Annotated in this window: 21 protein-coding genes and 1 pseudogene; 6 read left to right on the plus strand and 16 right to left on the minus strand. The window is 57.3% G+C overall.

The window, feature by feature from the left end; genetic code table 11:
* Positions 1–30: 30 nt before the first annotated feature.
* The 3 genes from KHQ23_RS05300 to KHQ23_RS05310 all read right to left on the minus strand — a co-directional run bounded on the left by KHQ23_RS05300 (position 31) and on the right by KHQ23_RS05310 (position 3,422).
* Entirely contained in the window at positions 31–1,212 is a 1,182-nt protein-coding gene (locus KHQ23_RS05300; protein ID WP_004149825.1) for a PLP-dependent aminotransferase family protein, read from the minus strand.
* Positions 1,213–1,357: 145 nt separating this feature from the next.
* On the minus strand, positions 1,358–3,223 hold the full coding sequence (gene gss, locus KHQ23_RS05305) for a bifunctional glutathionylspermidine amidase/synthase (RefSeq protein ID WP_002916740.1): 1,866 nt from the start codon (positions 3,221–3,223) through the stop codon (positions 1,358–1,360).
* Between the two features lie 76 nt (positions 3,224–3,299).
* Complete coding sequence (locus KHQ23_RS05310; RefSeq protein ID WP_004217169.1) at positions 3,300–3,422, minus strand: hypothetical protein; 123 nt, start codon at positions 3,420–3,422, stop codon at positions 3,300–3,302.
* Positions 3,423–3,442: 20 nt separating this feature from the next.
* On the opposite strand from KHQ23_RS05310, the gene KHQ23_RS05315 reads away from it, so the two are divergent.
* Both KHQ23_RS05315 and yghU read left to right on the plus strand, forming a co-directional pair.
* Positions 3,443–4,003 (plus strand): thioredoxin domain-containing protein, encoded by a 561-nt coding sequence (locus KHQ23_RS05315; protein ID WP_004150918.1) that lies wholly within the window; start codon positions 3,443–3,445, stop codon positions 4,001–4,003.
* A 47-nt stretch (positions 4,004–4,050) separates the two neighbouring features.
* Complete coding sequence (gene yghU, locus KHQ23_RS05320) at positions 4,051–4,917, plus strand: glutathione-dependent disulfide-bond oxidoreductase (RefSeq protein WP_002916742.1); 867 nt, start codon at positions 4,051–4,053, stop codon at positions 4,915–4,917.
* Between the two features lie 72 nt (positions 4,918–4,989).
* Here the strand turns inward: yghU and KHQ23_RS05325 are convergent, their stop codons facing one another.
* The 7 genes from KHQ23_RS05325 to exbB all read right to left on the minus strand — a co-directional run bounded on the left by KHQ23_RS05325 (position 4,990) and on the right by exbB (position 11,289).
* On the minus strand, positions 4,990–5,277 hold the full coding sequence (locus tag KHQ23_RS05325) for a DUF2623 domain-containing protein (RefSeq protein ID WP_002916743.1): 288 nt from the start codon (positions 5,275–5,277) through the stop codon (positions 4,990–4,992).
* A 78-nt stretch (positions 5,278–5,355) separates the two neighbouring features.
* Positions 5,356–6,243: a YghX family hydrolase gene (yghX, locus tag KHQ23_RS05330; RefSeq protein WP_004144560.1), complete on the minus strand. Its 888-nt coding sequence runs from the start codon at positions 6,241–6,243 to the stop codon at positions 5,356–5,358.
* A gap of 121 nt (positions 6,244–6,364) precedes the next feature.
* Positions 6,365–6,859: a TIGR00645 family protein gene (locus KHQ23_RS05335; RefSeq protein WP_004105804.1), complete on the minus strand. Its 495-nt coding sequence runs from the start codon at positions 6,857–6,859 to the stop codon at positions 6,365–6,367.
* Between the two features lie 106 nt (positions 6,860–6,965).
* Positions 6,966–8,489, minus strand: coding sequence for a glycoside hydrolase 43 family protein (locus tag KHQ23_RS05340; RefSeq protein ID WP_032412422.1), 1,524 nt, complete (start codon positions 8,487–8,489; stop codon positions 6,966–6,968).
* 13 nt (positions 8,490–8,502) lie between these two features.
* Complete coding sequence (locus KHQ23_RS05345) at positions 8,503–9,921, minus strand: glycoside-pentoside-hexuronide (GPH):cation symporter (protein WP_002916782.1); 1,419 nt, start codon at positions 9,919–9,921, stop codon at positions 8,503–8,505.
* Positions 9,922–10,125: 204 nt separating this feature from the next.
* Positions 10,126–10,551: a TonB system transport protein ExbD gene (gene exbD, locus KHQ23_RS05350; RefSeq protein WP_002916785.1), complete on the minus strand. Its 426-nt coding sequence runs from the start codon at positions 10,549–10,551 to the stop codon at positions 10,126–10,128.
* Between the two features lie 6 nt (positions 10,552–10,557).
* Positions 10,558–11,289 carry a tol-pal system-associated acyl-CoA thioesterase gene (gene exbB, locus KHQ23_RS05355; RefSeq protein WP_004174395.1) on the minus strand — a complete coding sequence of 244 codons (732 nt, stop codon included), beginning with the start codon at positions 11,287–11,289 and terminating at the stop codon, positions 10,558–10,560.
* Positions 11,290–11,539: 250 nt separating this feature from the next.
* Here exbB and metC point away from each other — a divergent pair, with 250 nt between their 5' ends.
* Both metC and yghB read left to right on the plus strand, forming a co-directional pair.
* On the plus strand, positions 11,540–12,727 hold the full coding sequence (metC, locus tag KHQ23_RS05360) for a cystathionine beta-lyase (protein ID WP_004149836.1): 1,188 nt from the start codon (positions 11,540–11,542) through the stop codon (positions 12,725–12,727).
* A gap of 131 nt (positions 12,728–12,858) precedes the next feature.
* A complete protein-coding gene (yghB, locus tag KHQ23_RS05365) occupies positions 12,859–13,518 on the plus strand; it encodes a DedA family general envelope maintenance protein YghB (protein WP_002916791.1) in 660 nt (219 codons plus the stop codon).
* A 49-nt stretch (positions 13,519–13,567) separates the two neighbouring features.
* Here yghB and KHQ23_RS05370 read toward each other — a convergent pair whose 3' ends face one another.
* Positions 13,568–14,467 carry an AraC family transcriptional regulator gene (locus tag KHQ23_RS05370; RefSeq protein ID WP_004144552.1) on the minus strand — a complete coding sequence of 300 codons (900 nt, stop codon included), beginning with the start codon at positions 14,465–14,467 and terminating at the stop codon, positions 13,568–13,570.
* Positions 14,468–14,663: 196 nt separating this feature from the next.
* Between KHQ23_RS05370 and yqhD the strand changes: the two genes are divergently transcribed.
* Complete coding sequence (gene yqhD / locus KHQ23_RS05375; RefSeq protein ID WP_004144551.1) at positions 14,664–15,827, plus strand: alcohol dehydrogenase; 1,164 nt, start codon at positions 14,664–14,666, stop codon at positions 15,825–15,827.
* A 145-nt stretch (positions 15,828–15,972) separates the two neighbouring features.
* Entirely contained in the window at positions 15,973–16,800 is an 828-nt protein-coding gene (dkgA, locus tag KHQ23_RS05380) for a 2,5-didehydrogluconate reductase DkgA (RefSeq protein ID WP_002916796.1), read from the plus strand.
* A 35-nt stretch (positions 16,801–16,835) separates the two neighbouring features.
* Here dkgA and KHQ23_RS05385 read toward each other — a convergent pair whose 3' ends face one another.
* The 5 genes and pseudogenes from KHQ23_RS05385 to parC all read right to left on the minus strand — a co-directional run bounded on the left by KHQ23_RS05385 (position 16,836) and on the right by parC (position 24,411).
* Complete coding sequence (locus tag KHQ23_RS05385; protein ID WP_032421832.1) at positions 16,836–17,363, minus strand: GNAT family N-acetyltransferase; 528 nt, start codon at positions 17,361–17,363, stop codon at positions 16,836–16,838.
* A pseudogene (locus tag KHQ23_RS05390) lies at positions 17,363–19,694 on the minus strand (YgiQ family radical SAM protein). Before KHQ23_RS05390 ends, KHQ23_RS05385 begins: the two are co-directional and overlap by 1 nt.
* A 33-nt stretch (positions 19,695–19,727) precedes the next feature.
* Positions 19,728–21,140, minus strand: coding sequence for a cell division protein FtsP (gene ftsP, locus KHQ23_RS05395; RefSeq protein ID WP_032435079.1), 1,413 nt, complete (start codon positions 21,138–21,140; stop codon positions 19,728–19,730).
* A gap of 83 nt (positions 21,141–21,223) precedes the next feature.
* Positions 21,224–21,961, minus strand: coding sequence for a 1-acylglycerol-3-phosphate O-acyltransferase (plsC, locus tag KHQ23_RS05400; RefSeq protein WP_002916826.1), 738 nt, complete (start codon positions 21,959–21,961; stop codon positions 21,224–21,226).
* Positions 21,962–22,152: 191 nt separating this feature from the next.
* Positions 22,153–24,411, minus strand: coding sequence for a DNA topoisomerase IV subunit A (parC, locus tag KHQ23_RS05405; protein WP_004181324.1), 2,259 nt, complete (start codon positions 24,409–24,411; stop codon positions 22,153–22,155).
* Between the last annotated feature and the right edge of the window lie 43 nt (positions 24,412–24,454).

Raw genomic sequence — 24,454 nt, forward strand, 5'->3', positions numbered from 1 at the left:
GCCGCCGAAAAGCGGCGCACAGCAGAGACGTTACAGGGAGGCCGCCAGCCGCTCAACGGCCGTCAGCAATCCGGCTTCTGACACCGTGGAGTAAGAAAGACGCAGGGTACGGGTATCCGGCTTATCGTGATAAAACGCTTCACCCGGGACGTACACCACGCCGTTTTCCAGCGTTTTCTTCATCCATTCCATGGTATCGAACGGATAGCGGAAACGCGCCCACAGGAACATCCCCCCCTGCGGGCGGCTGAATTCCAGGTGCTCGCCAAGGCGGCTTTCCAGCGCATCGGCCAGCGCCACGCACTTCTTGCGGTAGTCTTCGCGAATCAACGCAATCTGGTTATCCAGCCGGTTCAGACTGAGGTATTCCGCAGTGATCACCTGCGACAGCATATTGGTATGCAGATCCGCCGCCTGCTTCACAATCACCGTCTGCTGCGCCAGCCAGTCCGGCATGACGATCCAGCCGATGCGCATTCCCGGCGCGAGGATCTTCGAAAAGGTCGACGTGTAAACCACCTGATCTTCACAGCCCAGCTCGACAGCATGCTGATAGAGCGGGCGCCGAACGGCGTCAGTAAAGCTAATTTCGCCGTAGGGATCGTCTTCCAGAATGACGAAATCATATTTTTTCGCCAGCTCAACCAACCGGCGACGACGCGCCTCGCTCAGCGTTTTGCCGCCGGGATTGCCGAACGTCGGCACCAGGTAAACAGCTTTGACGCGGGTGGTCTCCAGCAGGTCGGCCAGCTGCTCCACCAGCATCCCGTCATCGTCGGTGTCAACGCTGAGAATATTGGCCTGCGCCAGCTGAAATACCTGCAGCGCCGCCAGATAAGTGGGACGCTCAACGACGATAGTATCGCCCGGATCGAGCAGCGTACGGGCAACGATATCCAGCGATTGCTGGGAGCCGGAGGTGATATAGACCTGGGCGGCTGAACAGGCGACGCCACGGGAGTGGCAAATTTCACTCACCGCCTGGCGCAACGGCGGGTAGCCTTCCGTCAGACCGTACTGGAATGCGTCATTAAAACGCTCGCTCATCACCTTCTGCACCGCCAGCTCCAGGCCTTCGGTATCAAACAGTTCCGGGGCCGGAATGCCGCCGCCAAGCGAAATCACGCCGGGCAGTTTACTGTGCTTGAGAAGTTCGCGGACGGCGGAGGGCTTGAGTTCACCCGCGCGGGCGGCGAGACGCCGATCGTGCATACTATTTTCCTTTTCTGTCTTGTTGTTGTGTTAATTATCTTGGCTTTGTTGCAGGTGCTCCCCGGCGGCGCTTACCATGCCGGGGCTATCCTTTTCAGTACATTGTCACCCGGACAGGGGTATGCCGCTACCCGGGTTTCGTACGTCATGCTTTGTCTTTCAAAACGATTAACGGCTCGATATCGCTCTCTTTTTTCACCACCAGCGACGAATCGCCGCGCAGGCAGGTACCGCCGTAGTTACCGCCGACGGTAAATGTGCACACCTGAATGTACTTACCGTCCACTTTCGGCAGGCACCACAGCTGCTGGTAGATATTCTTGCGATCGACAAACTGGCCGCTGGTCTTATCCAGAAGTTCATCCTGAGGGCCGATCAGGTCGATATTGTTCCCGCAGCGCCCGGAAATAGGCTTCACCGCATAGCCGGTTTTCGCCAGCTCGTCGTTAACCTCAAAATCGGTATCCAGCAGATAGCGATGATGCGGGAACAGCGACCACAGCACCGGCAGAATGGCTTTGTTGCCGGGGATCACCGTCCACAGGGGTTCGAATACCAATACTTCAGGACGCAGCAGGACGTCAATCAGCCGCACCTCATTCTGCGGATGTCCGGTACGAATCGGTACCGCCGCGTACTCCTCGGCGCTGACTTCGCGCACCTGCTCAATGGCGGTTTCCCATGCCCAGGTTTTCCAGACGCAGTTGACCAGCCGTCCGTCGGCGTCGATCAGCTGACCGGCAGCGTCCCAGCGCAGCTCATCAAGGCCAAAGAGAATTTTGCTCTCAAAACCGGCCTGGGTCAGCGAACGCTGAATAAACTGCGCGTGGTAGTTCTCTTCCAGATCCTTGTCCTGCATGATGTGGACGAAGGGCCGCGCCCGGCTGTGTTTCCACGCCCCCGCCAGCTCATCGAGCAGACCTTCCGCCGGATTGTGGCCGGTGCCGTAGTAGCCCTGCTTCAGCCACTGTTCGAGGATCAGCCCGCCTTCGGTATGGCAGGAAGCGGAATCAGCATTGTACTCGTACACCTTCAGCCCGCGCTCGTCCATGCAAAAATCCATGCGCCCGGTGATCATATGATGACGGCGGCGCTGCCACGAGAGGCGCAGACGAGGCCAGAGAATTTTCGGAATATCGAACAGCGCCAGCAGGTTGTCATCCTTCATCACCTTATCGGTGGCGTGCAGATACATCAGGTGCAGCTCGTTGGTGGCTTTGATCAGCTCCTGTTCGGCACTTTCGCTGATGGTGAAATACTGATAGGGATCCTGGTTGATGAAATGACCGTTGGCTGCCACGTAGGCTTTCTGCAGCGGGTCTTTCTCGTTCAGCCATTTACCGCGAAACTGGCCGTTGTTTGGCAGCCGCGCGCCTTTGATGGCCATCGCCTCGCCCGGCAGCACCGGCTGCGGCAGGCTGTGTTCGGTATCAGCGGTCTGGATCATCCAGCCTAAAATTTCGGTATCGGCAAAGGTATCTTTGATGGTGTACCGGCCGTCGTTGACCTCGAGGGTCAGCTCGCGGGTCCACTGCTGGCCCTGCGGCAGCGGCGAGTGAATCACGTTCTGCTCGGCGATACGCACCTTATTGCCGACAAGCTGGGTGATCACCGCCACATGGCCGGTGTGCTTAAACTCGCCCCCCTTCTGCCAGATCAGCAGCGAACCAGCGATAGGCGGACGGCGGGAGCCGTTGGCGAAGGCCTGCAGCGGCAGAATATTGTCATTGACCACTTCGCGCAGGAAACGCAGGGAGAAGATTTCATAAGCCATCCCCACATCGGTGAAGACAAAGCCATAGGTCAGGAACAGAAAGCGGCGCGCAAACTCCACGCACTGCCATTTATGCCCCATATACTCATTGCCGATGTAGCTGCGAAACGTCGCGTCATCCGGGTAGTCCTGCGGATTTAAGCTACTGTAATTCGATGAATAAATCGCTACGCCACCGGGTGCATAGCCTAACAATGTCCCAAACGGGGCGTCACTGCTTGTCGATCCTTTGCTCATTTAGCCTGACCTCAAATTAATGCAGCCCGGGCAGTTGGCGAAACAAAACTCCCTCTTCTTATCCTGCCGCAGGCACTTACCAGACAGAGGTGTAACGATGATACCACTCATTCGTTTCGCTAATCGTGCCGTTAAGGAAAATAACCCTGCAGCCGGAAACAAAAGTGATATCGTTATCGGTGATATAACAAAAAAACAACGCAACATCAGGAGTCGACAATGAGCACACCCTCGCATCTGAATGCCCAACCGCTGGTCTGGGGACACGGCCCGCGGACGTTTGAGGTGTTCCTTGAGCCCACCTGCCCCTACTCTGTCCGCGCGTTTAATAAACTCGACGATCTGCTCGATGAGGTCGGCGCCGATAACGTGACCATCAAGATACGCCTGCAGTCGCAGCCGTGGCATCTGTTCTCCGGGGTTATCGTCCGCTGCATCCTCGCCGCGTCCACCCTGCCGCACGGCAGAGAGCAGGCGCATAAGGTGATGCAGGCCGTGGCCGACCATCGGGAAGAGTTTGAGTTTACCGATCACTGCAGCGGGCCGAATATGAACGCCACGCCGCAGCAAATCATTGAGCGCATTGAACGCTACAGTCACGTGCTGCTGGGGGCCGCCTTTGCCCGCCCGGAGCTGCAGGACGTGATCAAGTGGCACAGTAAATACGCCCGTCAGAACGGCATCCATGTCTCGCCGACCTTTATGGTCAACGGCCTGGTGCAGCCGGATCTGGGCAGCGGCGATGATGTCAGCGTGTGGGCCGCGCGGATTATGGCCTGAGGTCACCTGCTACACTTTTTGTACATCCACGAAAAAGGCAAACCAGCATGTCAGAGCAAAACTACCAGCCACCAAAAGTGTGGGAATGGAAGCAAAACAGCGGCGGCGCGTTCGCCAACATCAACCGTCCCGTTTCCGGCGCGACTCATGAACGCGTCCTGCCGGTAGGAACCCATCCGCTCCAGCTATACTCACTCGGCACGCCCAACGGCCAGAAGGTGACGATCATGCTGGAGGAGCTGCTGGCGCTGGGCGTCAGCGGCGCGGAGTACGACGCCTGGCTGATACGCATTGGCGAAGGGGATCAGTTTTCCAGCGGCTTTGTCGAGATCAACCCGAACTCGAAGATCCCGGCCCTCAGCGACCATTCCACCACGCCGCCGACCCGGGTATTTGAGTCCGGCAACATTCTTCTCTATCTGGCGGAAAAATTTGGTTTCTTCCTGCCGAAAGATCCTGCCGGTCGCACCGAAACCCTCAACTGGCTGTTCTGGCTGCAGGGCGCGGCGCCGTTCCTCGGCGGCGGCTTCGGCCACTTCTATAACTATGCGCCAGTGAAGATCGAGTACGCGATCGACCGCTTTACGATGGAAGCCAAACGCCAGCTCGACGTGCTGGACAAACAGCTCGCCCGCGGTCGCTATGTGGCCGGCGAGGAGTACACCATCGCCGATATGGCTGTCTGGCCGTGGTATGGCAACGTAGTGCTGGGCAATGTCTATAACGCGGCGGAGTTCCTCGACGCCGGGAGCTATAAAAACGTGCTGCGCTGGGCGCAGGATGTCGGCAACCGCCCGGCCGTCAAGCGCGGACGCATCGTCAACCGCACCAACGGCCCGCTCAATGAGCAGCTGCATGAGCGCCATGACGCCCGCGACTTTGACACCCAAACGGAAGATAAGCGCCAGGCGTAAGGTCTTCACCCTTTCCCGTTGACGGGAAAGGGTTCCCACCACAGGACGGTTCCGCCTGCGAAGCCGTCCTGTTTAGCTTTCCAGCCGATAGCCCGCCAGAAAATAGCGCATCGCCATACCGGAACCACCTTCTTTGAAGAAATCCATCACCATATCCCTGTCCAGGCCATAGCGACGGGTGAGGATCCCCGCTTCCCAGGCGCTGAGCTGGCGGTCGCCGGTTTTTTCAAACATGCGGTGCGAGTAGCCGAGCACAAACCCGCGTTTATAGTCGGCGCAAAAATTCGCCGCATGCGCGGCGGTGTCAGCATAGGATGCCTGTAGCCCCGCCATTAAGCCTTTGCCAAAATGATTTTCCATCGCGCCCTCCCAATCGTTATATAATAAATTATATAGCGTTTTTTTGAGCGAGCGGTAGCGCTATTTATGACGGTTGCGCTAGCGTAAATACTTCTCAAACCATGCCAGCGTGCGTTGCCAGGCAAGATCAGCCGCAGCCCGATCGTAGCGCGGCGTGGAATCATTATGAAAGCCGTGATTCACGCCCTGATAGAAATAGGCCTCGTAGACTTTATGGTGTTCCTTCAACGCCTGTTCATAGGCAGGCCAGCCTTCATTAATGCCGCTATCGAGGCCGGCATAGTGCAGCAGCAGCGGTGCTTTAATTTTATCAACCTCCTTCAGCGGCGGCTGGCGACCGTAAAACGGCACCGCGCAGGCCAGCTCCGGGATCGCCACCGCCGCCGCGTTGCTGACGCCGCCGCCGTAGCAAAAACCGGTGATACCGACCTTCCCCGTCGCCTGTGGATAGTTCGCCATAAACGCGACCGCCGCAAAAAAATCATTCATCAGCTTCACGGGATCGACTTTCTGCTGTAGCGCGCGGCCTTCATCATCATTCCCCGGATAGCCGCCGACAGCGCTCAGGCCATCCGGCGCCAGCGCGATGTACCCCGCTTTCGCTACCCGCCGGGCTACATCTTCAATATAGGGGTTCAGGCCGCGGTTCTCATGCACCACCACCACAGCGGGCGCTTTGTCGGCTATTTTTGTCGGCGTCACCAGGTAAGCCCGCACTTCGCCGTGACCGTCAGGAGAGGGATAATGAATATACTCCGGGCGGATATCCGGGTCGGTGAACGGTACCTGCTCTGCCAGGGCATAGTCGGGCTTCAGCAGATTAAACAGCGCCAGCGCGGTCATCCCGCCGACAGTGTATTTCCCCGCCAGCTGGAGAAACTCGCGTTTACTGATTTTGCCGTGGGCATAGTAGTCATAATATTCGAGCAACTGCTGCGGGAAATCTTTGGCCGTTAATCGCGTCATCACCCTGCCTCCGTTGTTAAGCGCTCTTTAAGCAAAGCAGAAGCCCGGACATACGCCAGCCCAGAAAAGCATGAAACAGGGAGAAACAGCCCAGCGGCTAACACCGCCGGGAGAGAAGGGATCAGTGTTTCACTTTGGTCAGACGATCAAGGTAGCCCATCACAAAGGCCGAAAGCACGAAGGTCAGGTGGATAATCACGTACCACATCAGCTTATTGTCCGGGACGTTTTTCGCATCCATAAACACCCGCAGCAGGTGAATAGAGGAGATCGCCACGATGGAGGCGGCAACCTTATTTTTCAGCGAAGTCGCGTCCATTTTGCCCAGCCAGCTGAGTTTTTCTTTACCCTCGTTAATATCCAGTTGCGAGACAAAATTTTCATACCCGGAGAACATCACCATCACCAGCAAACCGCCCACCAGGGTCATATCCACCAGCGACAGCAGGGTCAGAATCATATCCGACTCGCTGACGCTAAAAATATGCGGCAGTATGTGGAAGATCTCCTGAAAAAATTTGATGGTCAGCGCAATCAGACCGAGCGAGAGGCCAAAATAAACCGGCGCCAGCAGCCAGCGCGAGGCGTACATAGCATTTTCCAGAAAGCGTTCCATAAGATCCTGTCAGTTAACATAAACGGCCGCCATTATATCGCAACAGGGTAACGCTTATGCAACATCAGCCGCCCGCGTCATCTGCAGGCGGCCAGAAACGGTTTCTTTAAAGTATGACCTCAAAGTCCTGCAAAGCGGAGTAGCCCTCGCTTTGTAGGCCAACCATTGAAGCAGCCAGCAGGCCAAATTTCGCGCCGACCCATTTTCCCTTCCCGGCAGCAAAACAAAGAGGAACCTTCCGCCACTCCTCCTCGGCTCGCCAGGAAAATTGACACAGGCCGCTTTCGCCTACGGCCACCTGCAGCTGACACTTGCCGCACTTAAGCTCAGCAAGAACCTGACGAGTTTCGCGCACCACGCCCGCATCGCTCATCCAACCGTGTCGCCACACGAGCCGGTAACCCCCTTGCCCAAACTCCACCAGCAAAGCGGCGTAGCGTTCGCCGTATACGATCAGGCCTCCGGCATCACCGTCCTGAGCGGCATATAACGTTACGCTTGTTTTCGCGCTAAAAGTTAGCGCCGGGAATTTCTGCAGCAACAGCTGCGGCGCCCAGTATAACGCTCTCTGTCCATCGACTTCGGATAATGGGACGCAGCGTAATCGAAGTTCGCCTTTCGCTGGCAGCAGCCACTCAGGGCTGGGGTTAGCCTGCCACTGCCACTGTATTCCCGGTTGGCCTTGCGCAAAATAGTCGCTGGTTTGCGGCGCCAATGCCGGTGAAGGCGTTAACCCTTTAGGACGCTGCCAACGTAAAACCGGCTGTCCGACGCCGCAGTTGCCAATCTGCTCACCGATACGCGGCCAGCCATCGTTACCCCAGGACATCGGCTGGAGGTGAACCACGCGGCCATAGAGGTGTAAGTCCTGGAAATGAACAAACCAGCATTCGCCCTCCTCACCCTCCACCCAGCCGCCCTGATGTGGTCCATTTATCGAGGTGTTTCCCTGGAAAAGCACGTTTTTGGCTTCCCAGGGCCCCGTCATCTGGCGCGCGCGCAGTACCGTCTGCCAGCCATTTTCAACCCCGCCCGCAGGAGCAAAGATGTAGTACCAACCGGCGCGTTGATAAACCTTTGGCCCCTCAAGGGTAGGTAAATCGCAGCAGCCGTCATAGATAATCTGCCCTTCGCCCAGCAATTCGCTGGCGTCCGGCGCCATCGCAAACAACTGCAGTTTATGCTTGATGCCGCTGCGGCTATGGGCGAAGGCATGTACCAACCAGGCCTGACCATTGTCGTCCCAGAACGGGCAGGGATCTATCCAACCTCTGGCCTCGCGCAGGCAGTGCGGAGCGCTCCATTCCCCCCACGGATCCTCGGTATGGCAGATAAAAATACCTTCATCTGGCGTGCTGAAGCAGACCCACAGCTTGCCATCGTGCCAGCGAATCGACGGCGCCCATACGCCCTTACCCGGCTGATACCGGTCATAACCAGGTAGCGGCAGTTCATCCATAACGTGGTTGATGATAGTCCAATTAACCAGGTCCGTTGAATGCAGGATCGGTAAAGCGGGCACATGGTTAAAACTGGAAGAGACCATAAAGAAATCATCGCCTACTCGCACGATATCCGGGTCGGAATAATCGGCGCATAAGATAGGATTCTGGTATTCAGAAGGGGTCATATTTCGCATCTCCTCAGGCCTTTTCCGGAACGGCGTTTAGCGGCAAATGCGTCTCTGAATGCCCCTGCTGCTGACGCATGGACAGCTCGCGCTGAATTGTCTGCATCATTTTGTCATCCAGCTTATAGAAACGCGCCAGCCACCACAGGAGCAGGTAAGATAGTGATGGACCGAGGGTTAACAGCCCCACAATTCCCATTGTCGCCAGCGGAGTCTGCGCCGTTACGCCCGCCTGATAGCCAAATAGCCCAAGCGAAAAACCTACGGCGGCGCCAGCAACCGCCATGCCCATTTTCAAAGCAAACAGATTACCGGAATAGGATAATCCCGTGATGCGACGGCCAAACTTCCATTCGCCATAATCGGCAGCGTTGGCCATCATGTTCCATTTAAACGGCTGGTACATCTGATGGAAGAAGCCGACCAGGAAGTATAAAGGGAACACCACCGGCAGCCAGGTCGGCGGCACAAAGAACATTACGACGCCAACCAGGACCAGCAGGAGGTTGATATTTTTAAACAGCGATACCGCGCGATAGCGCTTGGCCAGCCATCCGGCGGCGATGCTGCCGATAATCGTGCCAACGACACTGGTGGAAACAAATGCTGATTTCATGGCCGTTCCCGCCGCTGACTCCACACCGCCTAACATCAGGTAGGTTGCATAATAGAGCGTGGCGGCGCTGCGCATAACCCCGGCCATACTGGAGAAAAAAGTAATTATCGCCACAATACGCCACTGGTCATTCGCCAGCAGCTGACGGAGGTCTTCGCGTATGCTCCCCTGCTGTTCAACAGCTGGAGCCACGCGTTCTTTGGTAGAGAAGAAGCAAAAAGCCAGCATTACAATAGCGATCGCGCCCATGATTCCCATTGTCGCCTGAAAACCAAACTGCTTATTTTCTTTACCGAAAAAATCCACCAGGAACAGGGTTGCGACAGAAACCATCAGACCGGCCAGAGATGAGATCGTAAAACGATATGACTGGGCTGAAAGGCGATCCTTCTCATCACGCGTAATGACTCCGCCCAATGCGCAGTAGGGAATATTGATAAAGGTGTAACACAGCATGAGTAAGGTGTAGGTCAGGTAGGCATAAACCAGTTTACCCGATGCGCCAAATTCCGGAGTCGTGAAGGTCATTACCGCCAGCACGGCATAAGGTACGGCAAACCAGATAAGCCACGGGCGAAAATGGCCCCAGCGGGTCTTTACACGGTCTGCAACAATGCCGGTTAGCGGATCGGTAATCGCATCCAGAACCCGCGTCACCAGGAACATCACTCCGACTGCGGCAGCAGAAAGCCCGTAAATATCCGTATAAAACCATGTCAGAAACATGGTTACCGAAGAGTAAACGATACCGCAGGCTGCATCCCCCATGCCATATCCCAGCTTCTCCGCAAATGACAGTTTATTATCGTGATTCACAATATAATCCCTCTCAGATGAAGTGGTATTCACTGTAGAGGCAGGATAAAAACTATCCTATTGTCATTTTTCGCATCGGGTTTATGTTTTCTGTTAACTGAGAAAGTTGTCACACATCTATAAGATTGGTCTTACAAGTTATTGCGCCACCTATTAAAAAGCTGGCGCAAGGCCAGCCTGAGGAGAAAAGTGGAAAGGGGGAGGTTACTTCGCTTTGACGGTCTCTTCGCCCACCAGCCCGATCTTGAGATAGCCCGCCTGATGCAGGGTATCCATCACTTTCATCATCGTCTCGTAATCAACGGTTTTATCCGCGCGGAAGAAGACGGTGGTATCTTTTTTGCCGGCGGTCAGGCTATCCAGGGCGTTAATCATATTCGCTTCGGTAACCGGGTCGTTGCCGAGGAACATGCTCTTATCCGCCTTCACCGACAGGTAGATGGGTTTTTCCGGTCGCGGTTGCGGCTGGCTGGAGGAGGCCGGCAGATTGACCTTCACGTCGACCGTCGCCAGCGGCGCGGCCACCATAAAGATAATCAGCAGAACCAGCATGACGTCGATAAACGGCGTCACGTTGATCTCATGCATTTCGCCGTTATCGTCCAGGTTTTCATTAAGACGCATCGCCATAGCCGATCAACCTACCCGTAATTTCTGCGCGCTGCGCACCGGCTTCACGCCGCTGGCGCTGAGGTCCAGATCGCGGCTTTGCAGCAGGAGTACCTGAGCGGCGACGTCGCCGAGCGAGGCCTTGTAGCTGCCGATCATGCGGGCGAAGATGTTATAGATGACCACCGCCGGGATGGCGGCGAACAGGCCGATGGCCGTCGCCAGCAGCGCTTCTGCGATGCCCGGCGCTACCACCGCAAGATTGGTGGTCTGGGTCTGGGCGATGCCGATAAAGCTGTTCATGATGCCCCAGACGGTACCAAACAGGCCCACAAACGGGGAAATGGCGCCGATGGTCGCCAGATAGCCGTTACCGCGCCCCATATGGCGACCAACCGCCGCAACGCGGCGCTCAAGGCGAAAACCGGTTCGTTCCTTGATGCCTTCATTGTCTTCGGCACCGGCAGAGAGTTCGAGTTCGTTCTGCGCTTCATTGATAAGCTGGGTGGTGAGGCTTTTCGCCTCAAAGGCGCTGGCGATATCGCTGGCCTGATCGAGAGAGCGGGCTTCTGCCAGCTGCTGCTGTTCACGTTTGAGGCGACGCTTGCTGGCGAGGATTTCCGCCCCTTTACCGAAGAAAATGGCCCATGTGACGACCGACGCCAGAATCAGGCCAATCATCACCACCTTAACGACAATATCGGCATGATGATACATACCCCAAACGGAGAGATCCGCCTGCATCAAATTATTACCCACGCTCTATCTCCACGACGATAATCACAAAATCTGCCCACAATAATATCAAAACGACATCGAATTGATAGTGGTTCTCATTAGTATTTACACTGTGCAGCAAATCACGTTTATTTTCCTTGCGCTTACGCAGTAAAAAAGCGGCTAACCGCGGGCCGGGTAAAATTTTCGCCTGTATCGGCGGTGCGCTGGTACAGAAAAGCAGATTCATGTTAGTTTAGACGTCCAGACGTATAAAAACAGGTTCGTCAACATGGCTGATAAACATCTTGATACCGCGCTGGTCAACGCCGGGCGGAGCAAAAAGTACACCCAGGGCTCAGTGAACAGCGTTATCCAGCGCGCGTCATCGCTGGTTTTCGACACCGTCGAGGCCAAAAAGCACGCCACCCGCAATCGGGCCAACGGCGAGCTGTTCTACGGTCGTCGCGGCACCCTGACCCATTTCTCGCTGCAGGAAGCGATGTGCGAGCTGGAAGGCGGCGCCGGCTGCGCCCTCTTCCCCTGCGGCGCCGCGGCGGTGGCTAACACTATCCTGGCGTTTGTCGAGCAAGGCGACCATGTGCTGATGACCAATACCGCCTATGAGCCAAGCCAGGACTTTTGTACCAAAATTCTCGCCAAACTCGGCGTCACCACCAGCTGGTTCGATCCCTTAATCGGTGCCGATATCGCCCGTCTGGTTCGCCCTGAGACCCGCGTGGTGTTCCTCGAATCGCCCGGCTCGATCACCATGGAAGTGCACGATGTGCCGGCGATAGTCGCCGCCGTGCGTCAGGTCGCCCCGGAAGCGATTATCATGATCGATAACACCTGGGCGGCGGGGATCCTGTTTAAAGCCCTGGATTTTGGCATTGATATTTCCATTCAGGCAGGCACCAAATACCTGATCGGCCATTCCGACGCCATGGTGGGCACCGCGGTGGCTAACGCGCGCTGCTGGCCGCAGCTGCGTGAAAATGCCTACCTGATGGGGCAAATGCTGGACGCCGATACTGCCTATATGACCAGCCGCGGCCTGCGCACCCTGGGCGTTCGCCTGCGTCAGCATCATGAAAGCAGCCTGCGCATCGCCGAGTGGCTGGCGCAGCACCCGCAGGTGGCGCGGGTAAACCACCCCGCCCTGCCCGGCAGTAAAGGTCATGAGTTCTGGAAACGTGATTTCACCGGCAGCAGCGGGCTATTCTCGTTTGTGCTCAGCAAGCGCCTCAATGATGCCGAACTGGCGGAGTATCTCGACAATTTCAGCCTGTTCAGTATGGCCTATTCGTGGGGCGGCTTTGAGTCGCTGATTCTCGCCAACCAGCCGGAGCAAATCGCCCATATTCGACCGGATGCTGAAGTCGACTTCAGCGGCACGCTGATCCGCCTGCACATTGGTCTCGAAAATGTTGACGATCTGCAGGCGGATTTAGCAGCGGGCTTCGCGCGTATCGTGTAAAGTGACAGTCAGTGGCAACAATAGCGGACGCTTTTTAGCAAAGCGGCCGCTTTTGTTGCGCCCGGGATCAAGGTGCTCGGGCCTCTTCAGGAGTACACTAGTCAACAATACGGTACCACTTAGGAAAGTCCATGGTTGTCATTCAAGAGATTGTCGCCGCGCTGTGGCAACATGATTTTGCCGCATTGGCGAACCCTCACGTTGTGGGCGTTGTATATCTGGTTATGTTCGCGACCCTGTTTCTGGAAAACGGGCTGCTGCCCGCCTCCTTTTTACCGGGAGACAGCCTGCTGCTGCTCGCCGGCGCGCTGATTGCTAAAGGCGTCATGGACTTTGTGCCCACTATCGCCATTCTGACCGCCGCCGCCAGCCTCGGCTGCTGGCTGAGCTATGTGCAAGGGCGCTGGCTGGGCAATACGCAAACGGTGAAAGGCTGGCTGGCGCATCTGCCGCATAAGTACCATCAGCGCGCCACCTGCATGTTTGACCGCCACGGCCTGCTGGCGCTGCTCGCGGGCCGTTTTCTGGCGTTTGTCCGCACCCTGCTGCCAACCATGGCCGGGATTTCTGGCCTGCCGAACCGCCGCTTCCAGTTCTTCAACTGGCTGAGCGCCCTGCTGTGGGTCTGTGTGGTGACGGGTCTTGGCTATGCGCTGAGCATGATCCCGTTTGTGAAGCGCCATGAAGATCAGGTGATGACCTGTCTGATGATCCTGCCGATTGCCCTGCTGCTGGCTGGCCTGCTCGGCACGCTGTTCGTGGTCATTAAAAAGAAATATTGCAGCGCCTGACGCTTATCTGCCGGGGGGCCTGCGCCCGCCCGGCCGCCCTTTCCCGGTATTACATCCCCTGCATCGTGCGAATACGCGCGGCGTCTTCTCCCGGCGTCAAACCGAAGTAGCGCTTAAACTCGCGGCTGAACTGCGAAGGGCTTTCATATCCCACGCGCATCGCCGCCGCGCTGGCCTTCATGCCGTCATGGATCATCAGCATTCGTGCTTTGTGCAAACGGTAGTTTTTCAGATACTGCAAAGGAGATGTGCTGGTCACCGCTTTAAAATTATGGTGAAACGCTGACACACTCATATTCGCTTCCGCCGCCAGCCGATCGACGCTGAGGTTTTCGGTGTACTGGCTTTCGATATGCTTGAGCACGCGGCTTATCAGGCTGAAGTGGGTCTGCCGGCTGACCAGCGCCAACAGCGCGCCGCCGCAGGGCCCCGTCAGCACATAATACAGAATTTCGCGGACGATTTGCTTGCCAAGGATCCGTGCGTCCAGCGGCCGCTCCATCACGTCAAGCAGCCGTTCGGCAGCGCACAGAATATCCTCCGAGAGTACCGCGGAGTTTATCCCGCTGGAGGCGACCGCGGGCTGAAACAGCGGATCTTCGCCAATATCCATCAGCAGCTCTTGCAGTTGCAGGATATCGACGTTCAGGCGCATCCCGGCGAGGGGCACCTCCGGGGTGGCAAAGGTTTCGCACTCGAAAGGTAGCGGCACGGTCAACAGTAAATATTCGTTTGTATCGTAGCGAAAAGTCCGTTCATTGATATAACCAATTTTATGGCCCGAAAAGAGAAAAACGATCCCCGGCTGATACATCACCGGCGTCCGGGGCCCCGGTTGCGTTCCGTACAGCAAACGGACGTCAGGCAGCAACGAACTTAACATTTCGTGCTTATCTTTCAGCAGGTTAATCTTCTCCGTTAATGTCCGACATATCTCTGCGTGTTGCATTGCCACCGTCTCTCCCGATGTTTCTTCACCTGTACATTGTGCGCAGGCCGCTACAAATTCTCCAGCCATATGGAGAAATAGGCAAGACATCGGCAGGAATGTGCATTGAGGGTCAACGGCGCCAGGACCACAATAACCTTCATCGGGCAGCGGTATCGTCCCTGTCGACGGTTTTACTCTTTGGAGGACTTAAGCAATGAATAATTTCGACCTGCATACCCCAACCCGCATTCTGTTTGGCAAAGGCGCGATTGAAAAGCTGCGTGAACAGATCCCGGCGGAAGCCCGCGTACTGATCACCTACGGCGGCGGCAGCGTCAAAAAAACAGGCGTCCTGGATCAGGTCCTCACCGCTCTGAATGGCCTGGATGTCCTTGAATTTGGCGGCATCGAGCCGAATCCGTCTTACGAAACCCTGATGAATGCGGTGAAACTCGCCCGGGAAGAGAAAGTGACCTTCCTGCTGGCGGTCGGCGGCGGTTCGGTGCTGGATGGCACCAAGTTTATCGCTGCAGCAGCCCACTACGACGCGGATATCGATCCGTGGGAAATTCTGGAAACCTATGGCAGCAAAATTGCCAGCGCCATTCCAATGGGCTCGGTACTGACTCTGCCGGCGACCGGTTCTGAATCCAACAAAGGCGCGGTCATATCGCGGAAAACCACCGGCGACAAACGCGCGTTTATGTCTTCGCACGTCCAGCCGCAGTTCGCGATCCTCGATCCGGTTTATACCTATACCCTGCCGCCGCGCCAGGTCGCGAACGGCGTGGTTGACGCCTTCGTCCATACCGTCGAGCAATACGTGACCTACCCGGTTGACGGCAAAATCCAGGACCGCTTCGCCGAAGGCATTCTCCTGACCCTGATCGAGGATGGCCCGAAAGCCCTGCAGGAACCGGAGAACTATAACGTGCGCGCCAATATTATGTGGGCGGCGACGCAGGCGCTGAACGGCCTGATCGGCGCAGGCGTGCCACAGGACTGGGCGACGCATATGCTCGGCCACGAGCTGACGGCGATGCACGGCCTGGATCACGCCCAGACGCTGGCTATCGTGCTGCCGGCGCTGTGGAATGAGAAACGCGATGCCAAGCGCGAGAAGCTGCTGCAGTATGCCGAGCGCGTGTGGAATATTACCGAAGGCTCTGACGACCAACGTATCGATGCCGCCATCGCCGCAACGCGTCAGTTCTTCGAGCAGATGGGCGTGCCGACCCGCCTTTCCGATTACGGTCTCGACGGTAGCTCCATCCCGGCGCTGCTGGCGAAACTGGAAGAGCACGGCATGACTAAACTTGGCGAACATCAGGATATCACCCTGGACGTCAGCCGCCGTATTTACGAGGCTGCACGCTAAGCGCTCCCCGCCTGATTCACCTCTCCTTACGTTAAACAAACGCCGGGGAGAGGTGTTTTTACTACCGTTTTTAGCTATTTCGTCCAGACTTAATGCTACCCCTCGGCGGATCCTGCTTCGCCGAGTTCATTAACAGGAGGAAGGCATGACACATCCAACCGTTATAAAACTGCACGACGGCAACCTGATGCCGCAGCTGGGTCTCGGCGTGTGGAAAGCTGGCAACGAGGAAGTCGTCTCCGCCATTCATAAGGCGCTGGAAGTCGGTTATCGCTCTTTTGACACCGCCGCCGCGTACCAAAATGAGACCGGCGTCGGCAATGCGCTGCACAGCGCTGGCGTCAACCGCGATGAGCTCTTCATCACAACCAAGCTGTGGAACGACGATCAAAAACGGCCGCACGAGGCGCTGAAAGAGAGCCTCAGCAAACTGAAGCTGGACTATGTGGATCTCTATTTAATCCACTGGCCGGTACCGGCTATCGGCCATTACGTCGAGGCCTGGCAGGCGTTGATCGAGCTGCAGCAGCAGGGGCTGACCAAAAGCATTGGCGTGTGTAATTTCCAGGTACCGCATCTGCAGAAGCTGATTGATGAAACCGGCGTCGCCCCGGTGATCAATCAGATAGAACTCCATCCACTTATGCAGCAGCGTCAGCTGCACGCGTGGAACGCCACCCACAAGATCCAGACCGAATCCTGGAGCCCGCTGGCCCAGGGCGGCGAAGGCGTCTTCGATCAAAAAGTCATCCACCAGCTCGCCGATAAGTACGGCAAAACGCCGGCGCAAATCGTCATCCGCTGGCATCTCGACAGCGGTCTGGTGGTGATCCCGAAATCCGTCACGCCGTCGCGTATTGCGGAAAACTTTGACGTCTGGGACTTCCGTCTCGACAAAGATGAGCTGGGAGCGATCGCGAAGCTGGACCAGGGTAAACGTCTCGGTCCTGACCCGGATCAGTTTGGCGGGTAATGCTCTCTCTTGCCATCGCCTTTAGCGCCTCAGCGTTAAAGGCGATCGCAGACCAGATGAATATCCTCTGGCTCCAGCGCAAACAGCGCCGGGTCGGGCTTATCCGCTAAGCGACATCCCTGAGCCAGATAAAAATCGACGGTGTTTTTGTTGGGGATCGACGAGATATAGAGGCCGGACGCCCCCATTTCTGGCAGCTGGTGCAGGGCATACTGAAACAGTCGCCGCCCCCAGCCCTGGCCGCGCTTTCCCGCCCCGACATAAAAGAATAATAGCTGGCGCAGCTCGCCATTCATGCCGCGAGGCAGCGTATCCAGCGCCGCTGCGGCAATCATCTGCTCATCGTCAAAAAAGGCGAAAAAAATACCGCCGCGATCGTAACAGGCCTCGTGAATCGGAGTATAAACCTGACGATCGTGAGGGTCCCAGCCACGCACGTCATAATATTCCTGATAAGCCCGCAGCTGACCGTTATCGAGACGGTAGAGCGTATCGATAATTTCGCTGCGGTCTATCTCCCAGAGCTGGTCCAGTTGTTGTCGCGACAGGATGACCGGCGTCATCACCTCTCTCCTTTTTTCACAGATGTTCCCGGCGAGCGATCCCGCCGGGCCAGCCGCTTAGCGTGATACGGCCTTCGGCTTAACGCGTTTTTTCGCGCCCGCAGCGGCAGGCGTCTGGCGCTGATGGGCGATCGGCGTGTGCTTGGTCAGCGCCGGACGAGTATGGCGGTTCTGGCGACGCGCTTCACGCATTTCGTCCAGGGTTGGCGCTGGCACCAGGCAGTCGCGACGGGAGCCAATCAGGTGCTTCTTGCCCATCGCCTCCAGCGCCTGACGGATCAGCGGCCAGTTTGCCGGATCGTGGTAGCGGAGCAGCGCTTTGTGCAGACGGCGCTGTTTATCGCCCTTCGGCACCATCACCTCTTCGCTCTTATAACCAATTTTACCCAGCGGGTTCTTGCCGGTGTAATACATGGTGGTCGAGTTCGCCAGCGGCGACGGATAGAAGTTCTGCACCTGGTCGAGACGGAAGCGATGCTTCTTCAGCCACAGCGCCAGGTTCACCATATCTTCATCACGGGTCCCCGGATGAGCGGAGATAAAGTACGGGATCAGATACTGCTCTTTACCCGCCTGCTTCGAATAGGTGTCGAACAGCTCTTTAAAGCGGTCGTAGCTGCCCATTCCCGGCTTCATCATCTTCGACAGCGGTCCCTCTTCGGTATGCTCCGGGGCGATCTTCAGATAGCCGCCGACGTGGTGGGTCGCCAGCTCTTTGATATAGCGCGGATCTTCGACCGCGATGTCATAGCGTACCCCGGAGGCGATAAGGATCTTCTTGATGCCCTTCAGCTCGCGAGCGCGGCGATAAAGATTGATCGTCGGCTCATGGTTGGTATCCATGTGCGGGCAAATATCCGGATAGACGCAGGAGAGACGGCGGCAGGTCTGCTCAGCGCGCGGCGATTTACAGCGCAGCATATACATGTTGGCCGTTGGCCCGCCGAGATCGGAGATCACCCCGGTAAAGCCGGGCACGGTGTCGCGAATGGCTTCGATCTCATTAATGATCGAATCCTCAGAACGGCTCTGGATTATGCGTCCTTCGTGCTCGGTGATCGAGCAGAACGAACAGCCGCCGAAGCAGCCGCGCATGATGTTGATTGAGAAGCGGATCATCTCATACGCCGGAATACGCGCATCGCCATAGGAAGGATGCGGCACCCGCTTGTACGGCAGCGCGAAGACGCTGTCCATCTCTTCGGTGGAGAGCGGGATTGCCGGCGGGTTGATCCAGATGTAGCGCTCGCCGTGCTTTTGCATCAGCGCCCGGGCGCAGCCGGGGTTGGTTTCGTGGTGCAAAATGCGCGAGGCGTGAGCGTACAGGACCTTATCGCCTTTCACCTTCTCGAAGGAAGGCAGCAGTACATAGGTTTTTTCCCACGGTTTGGGCCGCGGCGGTTGCACAGTAATGCTTTTCGCTTCCTGTTTTTTCGGCGCGACCGGTTTGTTATCGGCGCACGGCAGATCTTCACCGTACGGATGCGGGATGGGGTCAATTTTACCGGGCGTATCCAGACGGGTGGAGTCCACGCCGCTCCAGCCCGGCAGCGCCTCTTTCACCATGATGGCGGTATTGCGCACATCGCGGATCTGGTCGATGGTTTCGCCCATCGCCAGGCGATGAGCCACTTCCACCAGCGGACGCTCGCCGTTGCCGAACATCAGCATATCGGCCTTGGAGTCCACCAGCACCGAGCGGCGCACGGTGTCGGACCAGTAATCATAGTGGGCGGTACGACGCAGGCTGGCTTCGATGCCGCCGAGGATCACCGGCACATCTTTCCACGCCTCTTTACAGCGCTGGGTATAGACGAGGGTAGCGCGGTCCGGACGTTTGCCCGCCACGTTACCCGCCGTATAGGCATCGTCATGACGTAGTTTACGGTCGGCGGTGTAACGGTTGATCATTGAGTCCATGTTGCCGGCGGTCACGCCGAAGAACAGGTTCGGTTTTCCCAGACGCATAAAGTCGTCTTTGCTGTTCCAGTCCGGCTGGGAGATGATCCCAACCCGGAAACCCTGCGCTTCCAGCATGCGGCCGCAGATAGCCATCCCGAAACTCGGGTGGTCGACATAGGCGTCGCCGGTAACCAGAATAATGTCGCAGCTATCCCAGCCAAGTTGATCCATCTCTTCACGCGACATCGGTAAAAAGGGCGCAGGGCCAAAACAGGCAGCCCAGTATTGCGGCCAGGAAAAAAGGTCACGATCCGGTTGGATCAGGGATATTGCGCTCATATTGCTTCCGGGGAAAATGATAAAAAAATAACCAAAAGGGCGTGGATTATAAGCCGGAATGATAGTGGAAATGAAGGAGGATTTTCTCAAACCCTGACCGTGCGCCGGCCAGGGTCAAAGAGATTACGGCGCGGGATTCACCAGCATCTGGCCGATCGAGCCGCGATCGGCAAGCTCCAGCGTCTGGCTCAGATACTGGAACGGGAAGTGCGGCCACGACGGCTGGGCGTAATAGACCAGCAGCTCAACCTGCCCGTCGACCCACACGGTGTCCTTCCAGCCGCGATCTTCCGGGAAAGGAGACGAGCCGTTGACATTACGGATCTGGAACATCACCCCTTCAATATGGAACGACTGCGGGCGGTCGGCGCGCACCGTCCAGCGCTCCCAGGTCCCCTGCTGCGCCGTGATATCGATACGCTGCGGATCCCACAGCTGGCCGTTGATGCCCGGATCGTCGCCAAGGGTGATATCCCGGCTGCGGATCGGCGTACCGGAGAGCAGCTCGGTCGGCAGCAGGCGCACCGGCAGACTGTCGGTCACCAGCGGCAGCAGCCCGGTCGGACGCAGCGTCAGCACCAGCGTGGAGACCAGGATGCTTGACGGTTCAAAAAAACCGCGGATACGGTCGACGATGCTCGCCGCTTCGCCGCAGGTAATGGATACTTCATCGCCGTTAGTCATATCGACCAGAATTTCACGCCGCTCCCCCGGGGCCAGCGATAGCTGCTTGAGCGAAACCGGCGCCGGCAGGAACCCCTGATCGCCGGAAATCACATGCAGCAGTCGGCCATCGCTCATCTGCAGCTGATAGCGCCGGGAGTTGGAAGCGTTCAGCAGGCGCAGGCGCACCCAGCCGCGCGACACTTCAACATACGGGCTCTGCACGCCGTTAACCAGCAGCGTGTCGCCCACAAAGCCGCCGCTGCCCGGTTCGCTATATTCCGGCGTGCCGAAGTTATCCAGCCGTTTATCCTGAATAATCACCGGGAAGTCATCGACGCCATAGTGGTTAGGGATCGGCAGGTTCTTGCTGACCTCGTCTTCCACCAGCCACATGCCCACCAGACCGTTGTAAACCTGTTTCGCCATCCGGTTCGGCGTGTTGGCCTGATACCACAGCGTCGCCGCGCTCTGGCGGATAGGCAGCACCGGCGCCCAGTCGGCGTTCGGCGACATCATGCGCGCCGCGCCGCCAATCAGCGGGCCAGGCACCTGCAGACCGCGGATGGTCATCGCCACGTTCTCCGTCAGGCGGTTGCTGTAGATAAGCTTGACGTCGTCTCCGTTCCAGACGCGGATCGTCGGCCCCATATAGCGGCCATTGATCCCCCAGACGGGGGCGCGGGTGCCGGGGGTAAACGACCAGTGGGAACGCTGCAGCGTCAGAAACAGCGGCTGGCCGCGACGAGATTCCAGCAGCGGCGGAACCGGCAGCTCAGGCTGCTGGCCGGCGGCATGGGCCTTCAGCGGCGCGGCGCCAGCGCACAGCGCTACGCCGGAAGCCTTAATAAACTGACGCCGACTGAGTGACATATTAACTCCATGACATACTGACAAATGAAAAAGGGAATTCGTTTCCCGCCAGCAATACGCGCGCGTTGGCGGCGTTTCCTGTCTTATTGCTTTCCAGCCGCTTCGCGCTCGGCCACTTCGTTGTCCAGATCAGCGATTTTGGCGGCCATCAGCTCGCGGCAATGCGTCGCCAGCGCGCGCACGTTGTCTTTACCAAACTGAGTGGTATCTACCGGCGGCAGCATTTCCACAATCACCAGACCGTTGTTCCAGCGATTGAGCTTTATTTTATTCGATGTATTCGAGACACACACCGGAATAATCGGCACCCCAGCGGCAATAGCCGCGTGAAAAGCCCCGGTTTTAAACGGCAGCAGGCCGCGGCCGCGGCTACGGGTCCCTTCCGGGAACATCCAGAACGAAATTTTACGCTTTTTAAAAGCGTTGACGACTTCGGCAATAGTGCCGTGCGCTTTGGTTCGGTTATTACGGTCAATCAGCAAATTGCCCGTCAGCCAGTACAGTTGGCCAAAGAACGGGATCCACAGCAGGCTCTTTTTACCTACGGTGACCGTCGGAGCCTGCACGATATTCGACGCCGTCACCATATCATAGTTGTTCTGGTGGTTAGCGATGTAGATCGCGTTGCCATAGCTTTCCGCGTCGGCGGGTTTGCGTAGCTCTACCTTGAGGCCAAATACCGGAGATAAACGGCCAAACAGATGGCCGAAAGTGGCAACGTGTTTTGGATTACGTGGGCTGAACAAGCAGTACAGACAGCCAAGTACGCACACTACGATGCAATAAATGACCACGAAAATTACTCGAAAAATGAATAGCATAGCTACCTCTAAAACCCAAACCGCTTAGAATTATTCGCTGCTGGCAGAAGGCAGGCTCACAAGTTCTGCGCAGGCCGGGACCGTTCTTCCTGGGTCCCTGATGATGGACATTGTTAATCGCAACGCCTGAATAAACAACGATTTTGCGGCATTTTTTCGTCTCCTCCCGTCAAAGACGGGAGGAGACGCGCTTACTCTTCGCTATCGCCTGCCGCGGCACGACGCGGCGAGTCAATTTCCACGCGGTCAATTTTCTGCAGCCCGCGCATCAGCGAACCGCGGCGGCCGCGCTCGCCGGTGACTTTTTGTAGCTCTTCCGGACGCAGTTTGATCTTCCGTTTGCCGACGTGAATGGTCAGCGTACTCTGCGGCGGCAGAACAAACAGATGTGCCAGACCGTCCTGGCCGGCTGCGGCTTCCGCCGCCGGAATGCTGATAATTTTGTTGCCCTTGCCTTTCGACAGCTGCGGCAGATCGCTGACCGGGAACATCAGCATCCGCCCGGCGGCGGTGATGGCCAGCAGCATATCGGACTCATCCTCAATCACCAGCGGCGGCATCACGTGCGCGTTGTCAGGCAGGGTGATTAGCGCTTTCCCGGCACGGTTGCGCGCCACCAGATCGTTGAAGGTACAGACGAAACCGTAGCCCGCGTCGGAAGCCATCAGCAGTTTCTGATCGTCGCTTTCCATTAGCATATGCTCCACGGTCGCGCCCGGCGGCAGGGTCAGTTTGCCGGTAAGCGGTTCACCCTGGCCACGCGCGGAAGGCAGAGTAATCGGATCGATGGCATAGCTGCGTCCGGTGGTATCGATAAACACCACCGGCTGGTTGCTCTTGCCCTTCGCCGAGGCTTTCCAGCTGTCGCCCGCCTTATAGCTCAAGCCCTGGGCGTCAATGTCGTGTCCTTTGGCGCTGCGCACCCAGCCCATCTGCGACAGAACGATAGTCACCGGCTCAGACGGCAGCATGTCATGTTCGCTCATCGCTTTCGCTTCTTCACGCTCGTGAAGCGGCGAGCGACGGTCGTCGCCGAAGGCATCGGCATCGGCCTGCAGCTCTTTTTTCAGCAGGTTGTTCATCTTACGTTCAGACGCCAGAATCGCCTGCAGCTGGTCGCGCTCTTTTTCCAGCTCGCTCTGCTCGCCGCGGATCTTCATCTCTTCCAGTTTGGCGAGGTGGCGCAGTTTTAATTCCAGAATCGCTTCCGCCTGGGTTTCGCTGATGCCAAAGCGCGACATCAGGGCCGGCTTCGGTTCATCTTCAGTGCGGATGATCTCAATCACTTCATCGATATTAAGAAACGCCACCAGCAAACCTTCGAGGATATGCAGGCGCTTCAGCACTTTCTCTAACCGATGGTTTAGACGGCGACGCACGGTATCGCGACGGAACACCAGCCACTCGCTGAGGATCTCCAGCAGGTTTTTCACCGCCGGGCGGCCGTCAAGGCCGATCATATTGAGGTTGATGCGGTAGCTCTTCTCCAGATCGGTGGTGGCGAACAGGTGGTTCATCACCTGTTCCATATCCACCCGGTTGGAGCGCGGGACAATCACCAGACGGGTCGGGTTTTCGTGGTCCGATTCGTCGCGCAGATCGTCAACCATCGGCAGCTTTTTATTGCGCATCTGCGCCGCAATCTGCTCCAGCACTTTGGCGCCAGAGACCTGATGCGGCAGCGCACTGATCACCACCGCGCCGTCCTCTTTACTCCACACCGCGCGCATGCGCACTGAGCCGCGCCCGTTCTGGTAGATTTTGCGAATTTCCGCCCGCGAGGTGATGATCTCCGCCTCGGTCGGGAAATCCGGCCCCTGTACGATATCCAGCAGTTCGTCGAGGGTGGTTTTCGGCTGCTCAATCAGCGTAATCGCCGCTTTGGCCACTTCCCGCAGGTTGTGCGGAGGAATATCGGTCGCCATGCCTACCGCGATGCCGGTGGTGCCGTTCAGCAGGATGTTCGGCAGACGCGCTGGCAGCATTTTCGGCTCCTGCAGCGTGCCGTCAAAGTTTGGCACCCAGTCGACCGTCCCCTGCCCCAGCTCGCTGAGCAGCAGCTCGGCATACTTCGACAGGCGGGATTCGGTGTAACGCATGGCGGCGAAAGATTTGGGATCGTCCGGCGCCCCCCAGTTTCCCTGACCATCCACCAGCGGATAGCGGTAAGAGAACGGCTGCGCCATCAGCACCATCGCTTCATAGCAGGCGCTGTCGCCGTGCGGGTGATATTTACCCAACACGTCGCCGACGGTGCGGGCGGACTTTTTGAATTTCGCGCTGGCGTTCAGCCCCAGCTCGGACATCGCATAGACGATGCGACGCTGGACCGGTTTTAAGCCATCGCCAATAAACGGTAATGCCCTGTCCATGATCACGTACATGGAGTAGTTCAGGTAAGCATTTTCCGTAAATTCATGCAGCGCAAGGCGCTCTGCCATATCGCTCATTAATCGTGGATCCTCAATCTGGGTACCGACCGTTCGGACGGCA

Source organism: Klebsiella sp. 64, assembly GCF_018223915.1.
GTDB classification, from domain to species: domain Bacteria; phylum Pseudomonadota; class Gammaproteobacteria; order Enterobacterales; family Enterobacteriaceae; genus Klebsiella; species Klebsiella pneumoniae.